Origin of the sequence: uncultured Massilia sp., from assembly GCF_913773735.1 — a bacterium.
Classification (GTDB): Bacteria; Pseudomonadota; Gammaproteobacteria; order Burkholderiales; family Burkholderiaceae_D; genus Telluria.
Genome location: NZ_CAJYEB010000052.1, coordinates 1 through 11,455, shown reverse-complemented (window position 1 = coordinate 11,455; position 11,455 = coordinate 1). Strand labels below are relative to the sequence as shown.

General features: G+C 68.7%; 10 protein-coding genes and 1 rRNA gene. 9 read left to right on the top strand and 2 right to left on the bottom strand.

The window, feature by feature from the left end; translation table 11 throughout:
• Positions 1-226: 226 nt before the first annotated feature.
• Positions 227-1,060 carry a DUF1080 domain-containing protein gene (locus tag QZ749_RS25600; protein WP_296953307.1) on the bottom strand — a complete coding sequence of 278 codons (834 nt, stop codon included), beginning with the start codon at positions 1,058-1,060 and terminating at the stop codon, positions 227-229.
• Between the two features lie 235 nt (positions 1,061-1,295).
• Between QZ749_RS25600 and QZ749_RS25595 the strand changes: the two genes are divergently transcribed.
• The 9 genes from QZ749_RS25595 to QZ749_RS25555 are packed head-to-tail and all read left to right on the top strand — an operon-like array spanning position 1,296 to position 11,153.
• Positions 1,296-2,162, top strand: a complete 867-nt coding sequence (locus QZ749_RS25595; protein WP_296953306.1) for an AraC family transcriptional regulator — start codon at positions 1,296-1,298, stop codon at positions 2,160-2,162.
• Between the two features lie 34 nt (positions 2,163-2,196).
• Positions 2,197-2,790: a gluconate 2-dehydrogenase subunit 3 family protein gene (locus QZ749_RS25590; protein ID WP_296953304.1), complete on the top strand. Its 594-nt coding sequence runs from the start codon at positions 2,197-2,199 to the stop codon at positions 2,788-2,790.
• Positions 2,791-2,801: 11 nt separating this feature from the next.
• The gene (locus QZ749_RS25585; protein WP_296953302.1) at positions 2,802-4,541 is read left to right on the top strand and encodes a GMC oxidoreductase; all 1,740 of its coding nucleotides are present in this window, start codon (positions 2,802-2,804) and stop codon (positions 4,539-4,541) included.
• A 25-nt stretch (positions 4,542-4,566) separates the two neighbouring features.
• Positions 4,567-5,430, top strand: coding sequence for a sugar phosphate isomerase/epimerase (locus QZ749_RS25580; RefSeq protein WP_296953300.1), 864 nt, complete (start codon positions 4,567-4,569; stop codon positions 5,428-5,430).
• 17 nt (positions 5,431-5,447) lie between these two features.
• Positions 5,448-6,947: a sugar ABC transporter ATP-binding protein gene (locus QZ749_RS25575; protein WP_296953298.1), complete on the top strand. Its 1,500-nt coding sequence runs from the start codon at positions 5,448-5,450 to the stop codon at positions 6,945-6,947.
• Complete coding sequence (locus QZ749_RS25570; RefSeq protein ID WP_296953296.1) at positions 6,925-7,926, top strand: ABC transporter permease; 1,002 nt, start codon at positions 6,925-6,927, stop codon at positions 7,924-7,926. The genes QZ749_RS25575 and QZ749_RS25570 overlap by 23 nt, the downstream gene beginning before the upstream one ends.
• A 25-nt stretch (positions 7,927-7,951) precedes the next feature.
• Positions 7,952-8,914, top strand: a complete 963-nt coding sequence (locus QZ749_RS25565; RefSeq protein ID WP_296953293.1) for a substrate-binding domain-containing protein — start codon at positions 7,952-7,954, stop codon at positions 8,912-8,914.
• A gap of 20 nt (positions 8,915-8,934) precedes the next feature.
• A complete protein-coding gene (locus tag QZ749_RS25560; RefSeq protein WP_296953291.1) occupies positions 8,935-9,990 on the top strand; it encodes a sugar phosphate isomerase/epimerase in 1,056 nt (351 codons plus the stop codon).
• The gene (locus QZ749_RS25555; RefSeq protein ID WP_296953289.1) at positions 9,987-11,153 is read left to right on the top strand and encodes a Gfo/Idh/MocA family protein; all 1,167 of its coding nucleotides are present in this window, start codon (positions 9,987-9,989) and stop codon (positions 11,151-11,153) included. Before QZ749_RS25560 ends, QZ749_RS25555 begins: the two co-directional genes overlap by 4 nt.
• A 182-nt stretch (positions 11,154-11,335) precedes the next feature.
• On the opposite strand, the gene rrf is transcribed toward QZ749_RS25555, so the two are convergent.
• A 5S ribosomal RNA gene (rrf, locus tag QZ749_RS25550) occupies positions 11,336-11,448 on the bottom strand.
• Positions 11,449-11,455 lie beyond the last annotated feature (7 nt).

The following is an 11,455-nucleotide window of genomic DNA, read 5'->3' as shown; positions in this document are numbered from 1 at the left end:
TCGACTGTTATTTGTTAAAGAGCTCGAATCTTGTGTTGCCTTGCTGCGTTTCGCGAATCGTTGTGTTCGTCAGCAGCAGAGAAGCGAGATTATCCAGTATTTCGTTTAACTCGTCAACTCTTCTTTTCTTCCGCTGTCGCTGCCGTGAAGCTGCGTCTGCGTCGGAGGAGCGAGACTATAGCAAACGAAAGCGTCCGCCGCAAGGGACGCCATCCGGAATGTCGCGTCAAAACACTGCGGCGCTGGCCGGCCCCGTCAACGGCTTGACCTGGATGTTCCGATAAAACGCCTCGGCACCCTCGGACTGGATCGAGAACTTGCCGCGCTCGAGCGGCACGCTGCGCCCATCCACGACCTGGCGCGAGTTTTCGACGCGCAGCACTTCGTGGCCATTCACGATGTGGATCAGGGTCTTGCCGTCGGCAATCACCTCCATCGTGTTCCACTCTCCCGACGGCTTTTCGTAATTGCCGCGCTTGAGGATGCGCGCCGCCAGGCCGGTGCGCAGCGGCAGCGCCGGATCGTAGCGAAAGAATTTCCAGTTGCCCTGGTTGGCGTCGCCGACGTGCGCATCCACCGTCACCCCATCCAGGCTGTGGTAATCGGCGCAATCGCCTTCCTGCAGCTGGAATTCGTGGCTGCGCATCCAGTGCCCGCTCTGCGCGCCTTCCGGTCCGACGGCGTAATACAGCAGGCCGCTGTCGCGCGGGGCCCCCAGGCGCGGCGCCCATGTCTTGTCGCCCCAGCGGAATTCGAATTTCAGGTGGAAGTTCTCGTACTCGCCCACCGTCGACACGGCGCCCCATTCCTCGCCCGACACCCGCAACATGCCATCGACCACCGTGAACACCTTGCGCGGATCCTGGTTCAGGCCGCGCGTCGACGTCGGCATCTTCATATTGTCCGACGTCGGCTGCATGCTGATCCAGGTCGTCCACCCGGACAGGTCCTTGCCGTTGAAGAGCGGCGTCCATCCCTTGTCCGCCGCATGCAGCGGCGCGCCGAGCGAGAAAGCGGCAGTCAGTACGCCCAGGCGGACGATCGTGCGCAGGCCGGTCATTGGCATCTCCTTATAGTTTCTTGTCGTGGAAAACGGGCCGCCGCAGCGGCCGCGCCAATCTAGCACGCCCCCCTGCGCCGGCGCCATCGACTTTCCCCACCTTGCCGATTTCGTTATAAATTTTTCCGATTTCCTGACATGTCCGAACTTTTCCGAATGCTAATATCCCTGCATAGAGGAACCGGAAGCCGCCGCGTTTTCAGCGTTCCCATCACGGAGACGGAGACACCGCAGGATGAGCACACTGATCATCGGCATGGGCATGGTCGTCGCCCACGGCCCCGGCAAGGGCGACGCGGACGGCACGCAGGCGCGCCCGGCGGCCGCTTCGCACCGGGAATGCGCCAATTTCTTCGCCGAACACGGCATCTCGACGCCGAGCACGTTGTTCGACACCCTGTCCGACACCTATTACTTCGCGAAGAACCGCGCCGGCCAGTTCGTCTGGGGCAACCGCCTGCTGCAGGAGCAGCACGACCTGGCCAACGTGGCCGACATCATCGGCAAGACCGACCATGACTTCTTCCGCCGCGACATCGCCGACCGCATCCGCGCCGACGACCTGGCCGTGATCGAGACGGGCGTCACCGTCAAGAACAAGCTCGAAGTGATCGACGGCGGCAAGGGCGAACTGACCTGGCTGTTCACGACCAAGGCGCCGCTGCGCGACCGCGACGGCCGCATCGTCGGCATCGAAGGCTTCTCGCGCGACGCCCGGCGCTCGCAGGACACCATCGCCCCGTTCCACGAATTCAAGGCCTGCATCGAGTACCTGCAGGCGCACCTGACGGAACACATCGGCATCGACCACCTGGCGCGGCTGTCGTGCATGTCGCTGTCGACGTTCGAGCGCAAGTTCAAGCAGCATTTCTCGCTCACGCCCAAGCAGTACATCCTGCACATGAAGGTGCACGAGGCGTGCCGCATGCTGCCCACCGCGGGCAGCATCGCGCGCGTGGCGGCGGAAACCGGCTTCGGTGGACAGAGCTATTTCACCAAGCAGTTCCGCAGCGTGGTCGGCATCACGCCCAAGCAGTACCTGCTGTCGCTGGCCGCCGGCCGCGCCCAGGGCCGGCGCCGCCGCGCCGGCGCGCTGGCCTGACGGCACCCGATCCCCCGTCTCCTGGAGAACGAGCATGTCGAATACCGTCGAATCCACGGCCCCTGCCCTGTCGCCGCAGGGCGATGCGCGGCGCCAGGCGCTGCTGCGCCTGGGCGCGCTGTGCGGCCTGGCCCTGGGCGGCGACGTCCTGGCCGCCGTCGCTGCGCCCGCGCGCAAGGAACCCGCATTCCTGTCGCGCGAGGAACTGGCCTTGGTGGGCGTGCTGGCCGAGCTGGTCATCCCGCAGACCGACACGCCCGGCGCGCTGGCCGTCGAGGCGCACCGCACCGTCGACCACCTGCTGGCCGTGTGCACGCCCGCGCCGGCGCAGGCCGCGTTCCGCGCCGGCCTGGCACGTCTCGACGCGGCGGCGCGCGCGCAGGGCGGCAAGCCGTTCGCCGCGCTGCCGGCCGCGCGCCAGGCCGCGCTGCTGCGCTCGCTCGACGCCGGCGCCGCGCCGTTCGACGCCGACGGCCAGCGCTTCTTCCGCCAGCTGAAGGGCCATGTGGCCTTCGCCTACTACACGTCGGAAGCGGGCGCCTCGCGCGAGCTGGCCTACCTGCCCGTGCCGGGCGGGTTCAACGGCCACGTCAAGGTCACCCCCGCCACCCACACCTGGGCCATCTGAAGGGAGCGCGCATGGATTCGATGTCGTCGGTCACCATCAAGACCACCCCGGAACGCTTCGACGCCATCGTCGTCGGCTCCGGCATCACGGGCGGCTGGGCCGCCAAGGAACTCACGGAACGCGGCCTGAAGACGCTGATGGTCGAGCGCGGCCGGCCCGTCGAACACGGCGTCGGCTACGTCGGCGAGAACCGCGATCCGTGGACCATGCCCAACCGCGGCAAGGTCGACGCGCGCGTGGCCGAGGAACAGTACGCCATCCAGCGCCAGTGCTATGCGTTCGACGAACATACGCAGCAGTTCTTCAACAACGACCGCGACATGCCCTATTCCACGCCCGAAGGCCGCGCCTTCAGCTGGATCCGCGGCAACCAGCTGGGCGGCAAGTCGCTGATGTGGGCGCGCCAGTCCTACCGCTGGAGCGACCTCGATTTCGAGGCCAACCTGAGGGACGGCCACGGCACCGACTGGCCGATCCGCTACGCCGACCTGGCGCCCTGGTACAGCCACGTCGAGCGCTTCGCCGGCATCAGCGGCGGCAAGGAGGGACTGGCGGTGCTGCCGGACGGCGAGTTCCTGCCGCCGTTCGAATTCAACGCCGTCGAACTCGCGCTCAAGCAGAAGTTCGACGCCAGGTACGCGCCGGCGCGCATGATCATGGGCCGCACCGCCAACCTGCGCACCGCGACCGAAGCGCACATGGAACAGGGCCGCGTGCAATGCCAGGCGCGCAGCCAGTGCCAGCGCGGCTGCTCGTTCGGCGCCTATTTCTCCACGCAGAGCGCGACGCTGCCGGCGGCCCTGAAGACCGGCCGCCTGCGCATCGCCACCGACAGCATCGTGCACAGCGTGCTGTACGACCCGAAGACCAACCGCGCCACCGGCGTGCGCGTGATCGACGCCAACACGATGGAGACGCGCGAGTACCACGCGCGCGTCGTGCTGCTGTGCGCCTCGACGCTCGGCTCCACCGCGATCCTGCTGAACTCGAAGTCCGACGCCTTCCCCACGGGCCTGGCCAATTCCTCCGGCGTGCTCGGCCACTACCTGACCGACCACCTGTGGGCCGCCGGCGCCGACGGCCGCGTCGAGGGCTTCGAGGACGACTACTACCAGGGCCGCCGCCCGACGTCGCCGTACATCCCGCGCTTCCGTAACGTCGTCGACCGCCACCCGCTGTTCTCGCGCGGCTATGCGCTGGCCGGCGGCGCCGCGCGCGAGGGTTGGCAGGCGGCGGCGCAAAAGCCCGGCTTCGGCAAGGACTTCAAGGCGATGATCAGGAAGCCCGGCCCGTGGCGCTTCGGCCTGCACGGCCAGGGCGAGATGCTGCCGCGCTTCGAGAACGCCGTGAGCCTGCACCCGACGAAGACCGACAAGTGGGGCATGCCGCAGCTGCACATCGACGTCACGCTGTGCGACGAGGACCAGCACATGCGCGAGGACATGGCCGACACCGCCGCCAACATCCTCGAGGACCTGGGCCTGAAGGACGTGCGCAGGACGCTGGCGACGCCGGAGCAGTGGCCGCCGGGGCTGGCCATCCACGAGATGGGCACGGCGCGCATGGGGCGCGACCCGAAGACCTCGATCCTGAACGGCCACAACCAGGCGCACGACGTGCCCAACCTGTTCGTGACCGACGGCGCCGCGATGGCCTCCGGCGCCTGGCAGAACCCCTCGCTCACCTTCATGGCATTGACGGCGCGCGCCTGCGCCTACGCCGTGGACGAGCTCAAGGCCGGCCGCATCTGAACCGCACACCACCACCCAGGACACCATGAACAAGACTACCCGCTCCACCACGCTCGCCATCCTGCTCGCCGCCGCCGGGCTGGGCGCCGCCAGCACCGCCGCCGCGGCCGCCGACCAGCGCATCGGCGTGCAGCTGTGGTCCGTCAAGGACGAGATCAAGCAGGACTACGAAGGCACGCTGGCCAGGATCGCGCAGCTCGGCTTCCAGGGCGTGGAATTCGCCGGCGAGTTCGGCCCCTACAAGGACGACCCGGCCGGCCTGAAAGCCTTCCTGGACAAGCACAAGCTGCAGTGCGCCGGCGCCCACATGCACTTCGACCAGCTGACCGATGCGCGCTTCGAGGCCACCACCGCGTTCTACCGCGCGCTCGGCTGCGACAACCTGGTGATCTCGATGGACAAGCGCGGCGCCAGCGTCGAGCAGAGCGCGCAGATGAGCCGCGAACTGACCGCCCTGTCGAACAAGCTGGCGGCCAAGGGCATGCGCATCGGCTACCACAACCACGCGCAGGAAATGGTGGGCGCCGTCGGCAGCACGCCGTGGGACACCATCGCGCGCGGCACGCCGGCCGCGTCGATCATGCAGCAGGACGTGGGCTGGACCACGTTCGCCGGCAAGGATCCCGCCGCCTACGTGCGCGCCTACCCGAACCGCACCCGCACCACGCACTTCAAGGCCAAGCTGGCCGAGGGAACCAGCGGCACGCCGATCATCGGCCAGGACAGGACCGACTGGGTGGCGCTGACGCGCGCCGTGCGCCAGGTCGGCGGCACCGACTGGATCATCATCGAGCAGGAAGAGTATCCGAACGGGATGGGGCAGCTCGAAACCGTGGCGGCGTCGCTGAAGGGCCTGCGCGCCGTGCTGGCCGATCCGGCCGCGCGCTGACCGGAGCCGCGCCTTTCATGAGCCTGTCCGTCCGCTTTCACCACATCGTCAAGGATTTCGGTCCGGTGCGCGTGCTGCACGGCGTCGATTTCGCGCTCGAACCGGGGCGCGTCGTCGGCCTGCTGGGCGAGAACGGCGCCGGCAAGTCGACGCTGATGAAGATCCTGGCCGGCTACGAACGCCCCAGCGGCGGCCAGTTGCTGGTCGACGGCCAGGAACGGCGCTTCGCCGACGCGCGCGAGGCCGAGGCGCTCGGCATCGCCCTGATCCACCAGGAATTCAACCTGGCCGAGCACCTGAGCGTGGCCCAGAACATCTTCCTCGGCCACGAGCGCACGCGCGGGACCGGCGGCTGGCTGCTCGACCGCCGCGCGATGCGCCTTGAAGCGGCCACGTACCTGGACCAGGTCGGCCTCGACGTCGATCCGGACACCCCCGTGGCGGACCTGATCGTCGCCGAGAAGCAGCTGGTCGAAATCGCCAAGGCACTGTCGCGCAGGGCGCGTCTCCTGATCATGGACGAGCCGACCGCCAGCCTGTCGCCGGGCGAGACGCGCAAGCTGTTCGCCCTGATGGCGCGCCTGAAGCGCGACGGCGTCACCATCGTCTACATCTCGCACAAGCTCGACGAGATGGAAGCGCACACCGACGAAGTCGTCGTCATGCGCGACGGGAAGTTCGTCGCGCGCGCCGACACGGCCGACGTCGACCGGCGCCAGATGGCTAACCTGATGGTCGGGCGCGACGTGTCCGACATGTTCCAGCCCAAGCGCTTTCCCGCGCCCGACGCGCCCGTGTTGCTGCGCGTGTCGCAGTTGCGGGTACCGGGCTGGATCGACGACCTGGATGTCGAGGTGCGCGCCGGCGAGATCCTCGGCTTCGCGGGCCTGGTGGGCGCCGGCCGTACCGAGGCGTTCGAGGCCGTGTTCGGCCTGCGTCCGAGGAGCGGCGGCACGATCGAGGTCGCGGGACAAGCCGCCGCCATCCGCAGCCCGCGCGACGCCATGCGCCTGGGCCTGGCGTACCTGAGCGAAGACCGCAAGGGCAAGGGCCTGCACGTCGACCTCGGCCTGCGCGAAAACCTCACGATGATGACGCTGGAGCGCGACGCCCGCCCGTGGGTCGATCCGCAGGCCGGCCGCCAGGCGCTGGAGCGCGCGATCGCCGACTTCGGCATCCGCCTGCGCGACCCGGACTGCGCGGCGCGCTCGCTCTCCGGCGGCAACCAGCAGAAGCTGGCGCTGGCCAAGTACCTGCGCTCGGACCCGCGCGTGATCGTGCTGGACGAGCCGACCCGCGGCGTCGACGTCGGCGCCAAGCGCGACATCTACGCGCTGGTGCAGCGCCTCGCGGCCGAGGGCCGCGCCGTGGTCGTCATCTCCTCCGAACTGGTCGAACTGATCGGCCTCGCCCACCGCGTGGCGGTGCTGCACGGCGGCCGCCTGCAGGCCGTGCTCGGCCCGGACCAACTCACCGAAGACAAGCTGATCGCCCATGCAACCGACACCCACCACTGAACGCGCCGTCTCCTTCGCCGGCATGAAACGCCTGAAGGGCCTCGGCCCCGTCGTCGCCCTGGTACTGCTCTGCATCGCCGGCGCCCTGTTGAATCCGGACTTCGCCACCGTCGACAACCTGATGAACGTGCTGACGCGCACGGCATTCATCGGCATCATCGCCGTCGGCATGACCTTCGTGATCGTCTCCGGCGGCATCGACCTGTCGGTCGGCTCGATGGCGGCGCTGATCGCCGGCGTCATGATCGTCGCGATGAACGCGCTCGCAAGCGGCGCCGCGCCGCCGTCCGCGCCGCTCGTCATCGTGCTCGGCATCCTGCTGGCGCTGGCGCTGGGCGCCGCGTTCGGCGCCATCCACGGCCTGCTGGTCTCGCGCGGCAGGATCGAGGCGTTCATCGTCACGCTGGGCACCCTCGGCATCTTCCGCGCGGTGCTGACCTGGCTGTCGGACGGCGGCGCGCTGACGCTCGACTTCAACCTGTCCGAAGCCTACGGCCCCGTGTACTACCACAGCGTGCTGGGCGTGCCGGTGCCGGTCTGGATCTTCGCGCTGGTGGCCCTCGCCGGCGTCGTGATCCTGAACCGCACGCCGTACGGCCAGCACGTGCAGGCGATCGGCTCGAACGAACAGGTGGCGCGCTACGCCGCGATCCGCGTCGACCGCGCCAAGGTGCTGACCTACCTGCTGCTGGGCGTGTGCGTTGCCATCGCCACCATCCTCTACGTGCCGCGCCTGGGATCGGCCACGCCGACCACCGGCATCCTGTGGGAACTGGAGGCGATCGCCGCCGTCGTCGTGGGCGGCACGTCGCTGCGCGGCGGCGCCGGGCGCGTGACGGGCACCGTCGTCGGCGCGATCCTGCTGTCCGTGATCGGCAACATCCTCAACCTCACCAGCATCATCAGCGTGCACCTGAATCCGGCGGTGCAGGGCGTGGTGATCATCGTGGTGGCCTGGCTGCAGCGCGGCCGCCGCTGAACCCTTTCTTAACCTGGAACGATCCATGTCTTCATTCCCTCACTCCCTGACGCGGCTCACGGCCGCCTGCGTGCTGCTGCTGGGCGCCGGCCACGCCCTCGCCGCCGACAAGGTCACGCTCGGCGTGGCGATCCCCACCGCGACGCACGGCTTCACCGGCGGCATCGTCTGGTGGGCCAACCAGGCCAAGCGCGAACTCGAGGCGGCCAACCCGACGCTGAAGGTCGTCATCAAGACGGCGGCCAGCACGCCGGAACAGGCGAACCAGGTGCAGGACCTGCTGGTCGTGAACAAGATGAACGCGCTGGTGCTGCTGCCGCTGGAATCGAGTTCGCTCACCCAGCCGGCCGCGCAGGTCAAGAACAAGGGCGTGTACGTCACCGTCGTCGACCGCGGCCTGACGAATCCGGCCGCGCAGAACGCCTACGTCGCCGGCGACAACGCCGCATTCGGCCGCCTGCCGGCCGCGTACCTGGCGAAGAAGCTGGGCGGCAAGGGCAATATCGTCGTTTTGCGCGGCATGCCGAGCACGATCGACAACGAACGCGTGAGCGCCTTCAATGCCGAGATCGGCAAGACGCCGGGCATCAAGGTGCTCGACGCGAAGTACGGCAACTGGAACCGCGACGACGCCTTCAAGGTCATGCAGGACTACCTGACCCGCTTCAAGCAGATCGACGCCGTCTGGGCGGCCGACGACGACATGGCCGTGGGCGTGCTCAAAGCGATCGAGCAAGCCAAGCGCACCGACATCAAGGAAGTGTTCGGCGGCGCCGGCGCCAAGTTCGCGGTCAAGAAGGTGCTCGACGGCGACCGCCTGGTGCAGGCCGACGTGTCGTACTCGCCGAAGTTCATCTACGACGCCATCAAGATGACGGCCGACGCGCGCCTGAAGGGCCAGGCCCTGCCCGCCCGCACGATCATCCCGTCGGTGCTGATCACGCGCGAGAACGCGAAGCAGTTCTACTTCCCCGACTCGCCCTACTGACGCCACGGCAAAGGATCCGCATGAAGACCATCAAGGGACCGGCGATCTTCCTCGCCCAGTTCATGGGCGAGCAGCCGCCGTTCGACACGCTGGCGAACCTGGGCGCCTGGGCCGCGGGACTGGGCTACGAGGGCATCCAGCTCCCCACCGACAAGCGCCTGTTCGACCTCGACGTCGCGGCCGGCAGCCAGGCCTATTGCGACGACGTCGCCGGCACGCTGGCCGAGCACGGCCTGGCGATCACGGAACTGTCGACCCACCTGCAGGGCCAGCTGGTGGCCGTGCACCCGGCCTACGACCAGCTGTTCGACGGCTTCGCCGCGCCGCACGTGCGCGGCAATCCGGCGGCGCGCCAGGAATGGGCCGTGGGTCAATTGAAGGCGGCGGCGCAGGCGTCGCGGCGCCTCGGCTTGCGCACGATGGCGAGCTTTTCCGGCGCGCTGGCGTGGCCCTACCTGTATCCCTGGCCGCAGCGTCCCGCGGGCCTGGTCGAGGAAGCGTTCGGCGAACTGGCGCGGCGCTGGAAGCCGATCCTCGACGTCTTCGACGAGGCCGGCGTCGACGTCTGCTACGAGCTGCACCCGGGCGAGGACCTGCACGACGGCGTGACCTTCGAGCGCTTCCTGGACGCCGTTGGCGGCCACGCGCGCGCGAACATCCTGTACGACCCCAGCCACTTCGTGCTGCAGCAGCTCGACTACCTCGCGTTCATCGACATCTACCACGAGCGCATCAAGGCCTTCCACGTGAAGGACGCGGAGTTCCGCCCCGACGGCCGCCAGGGCGTGTACGGCGGCTACAACGGCTGGCTGGAACGCGCCGGGCGCTTCCGTTCGCTGGGCGACGGCCAGGTCGACTTCACGGCGATCTTCTCGAAGATGGCGCAGTACGACTACGCCGGCTGGGCGGTGCTGGAATGGGAGTGCTGCCTGAAGCATCCGGAAGACGGCGCGCGCGAAGGCGCGGACTTCATCCGCCGCCACATCATCCGCGTGGCCGACCGCGCATTCGACGACTTCGCCGGCAGCGGCGCCGACCGCGCCCAGCTGCGCGCGCTGATGGGGATCCCGGCATGACGGCGGCGACGATGCCGCGCCGGCTGCGGCTGGGCATGGTGGGCGGCGGCGACGGCGCCTTCATCGGCGCCGTGCACCGCATCGCGGCGCGCCTGGACGACTGCTACGAGATCGTGGCGGGCGCGCTGTCGAGCGATCCGGAGCGGGCGGCGCGCAGCGGCGCGGCGATCGGGCTGGATGCGGCGCGCAGCTATGCCGACTACCGCGAGATGGCGCGCCTGGAGGCCGCGCGGGCGGACGGCATCGACGCGGTGGCCATCGTCACCCCGAACCACCTGCACGCGCCGGTGGCCACCGCCTTCCTCGAGGCGGGCATCCACGTCATCTGCGACAAGCCGCTGGGCATCTCGCTGGCGGAAGGCCAGGCGCTGGCGGCGCTGGCCCGTGCGCGCAGGCGGGTGTTCGCGCTGACCCACACGTACACCGGCTACCCGATGGTGCGCCACGCGCGCGAACTGGTCGCCGCGGGCGCGATCGGCGCCGTGCGGCAGGTGCACGTCGAGTATGCGCAGGACTGGATGGCCGAACCCGCGAGCCAGGACCCGGCATTCCAGGCGACGAACTGGCACAACGACCCGCGCCGCGCCGGCCCGACCGGCTGCACGGGCGACATCGGCACGCATGCCTTCCACCTGGCCGGCTTCGTCAGCGGCATCCAGCCGAGCGAACTGCTGGCCGAGCTGCACGCCTTCACGCCCGAGCGCATCCTCGACGACCACGTGCAGGTGATGCTGCGCTACCCGAACGGCGCGCGCGGGACGCTGTGGGCTAGCCAGATGGCGACCGGTTGCGAGAACGCGCTGAAGCTGCGCGTGTTCGGCAGCAAGGCCAGCCTCGCCTTCGACCAGGAAAACCCGAACGAACTGTGGCTGACGCCGCAGGGCGGCTGCGCCGAGCGGCTGACGCGCGGCCGGGCACACGGCGTGGCGGCGGACCGGGCCACGCGGATCCCGAGCGGTCATCCGGAAGGCTACCTGGCCGCGTTCGCGCAACTCTACCGCGACGCGGCGGCGCAGATCCATGCGGTGAACGCGGGGCAGCCGCTTCCGGAAGGCAGCACGTGGCTGCCGACGGTCGATGATGGCGTGGCGGGGATGCAGTTCATCGACGCGGTGCTGGCGAGCCACCGGGCCGGGTCGGCCTGGGTGAAGCTGGCGGTATGAGCCTGGACATTGTTGGCGGCTGCGCCGCCGGCAACGGACGATGCATGATCAGAGATTGCGTTTGAAATACTCGCCCCCTCGATACGTCGCCCCGGCGCAGGCCGGGGCTCAATTTTACTGATCGACGCCGCAAAGCAAAAAGCCCGTCCAGTATCAACTGGACGGGCTTTCGCATATAACTAGCCTGACGATAACCTACTTTCACACTGGTTGCAGCACTATCATCGGCGCAAAGTCGTTTCACGGTCCTGTTCGGGATGGGAAGGGGTGGTACCGACTTGCTATGGTCATCAGGCATAACT

Excerpts from the sequence above, each read along its gene's own strand:
- QZ749_RS25600 (WP_296953307.1), bottom strand. The coding sequence starts at position 1,060 with ATGACCGGCCTGCGCACGATCGTCCGCCTGGGCGTACTGACTGCCGCT.
- QZ749_RS25595 (WP_296953306.1), top strand. The coding sequence starts at position 1,296 with ATGAGCACACTGATCATCGGCATGGGCATGGTCGTCGCCCACGGCCCC.
- QZ749_RS25590 (WP_296953304.1), top strand. The coding sequence starts at position 2,197 with ATGTCGAATACCGTCGAATCCACGGCCCCTGCCCTGTCGCCGCAGGGC.
- QZ749_RS25585 (WP_296953302.1), top strand. The coding sequence starts at position 2,802 with ATGGATTCGATGTCGTCGGTCACCATCAAGACCACCCCGGAACGCTTC.
- QZ749_RS25580 (WP_296953300.1), top strand. The coding sequence starts at position 4,567 with ATGAACAAGACTACCCGCTCCACCACGCTCGCCATCCTGCTCGCCGCC.
- QZ749_RS25575 (WP_296953298.1), top strand. The coding sequence starts at position 5,448 with ATGAGCCTGTCCGTCCGCTTTCACCACATCGTCAAGGATTTCGGTCCG.
- QZ749_RS25570 (WP_296953296.1), top strand. The coding sequence starts at position 6,925 with ATGCAACCGACACCCACCACTGAACGCGCCGTCTCCTTCGCCGGCATG.
- QZ749_RS25565 (WP_296953293.1), top strand. The coding sequence starts at position 7,952 with ATGTCTTCATTCCCTCACTCCCTGACGCGGCTCACGGCCGCCTGCGTG.
- QZ749_RS25560 (WP_296953291.1), top strand. The coding sequence starts at position 8,935 with ATGAAGACCATCAAGGGACCGGCGATCTTCCTCGCCCAGTTCATGGGC.
- QZ749_RS25555 (WP_296953289.1), top strand. The coding sequence starts at position 9,987 with ATGACGGCGGCGACGATGCCGCGCCGGCTGCGGCTGGGCATGGTGGGC.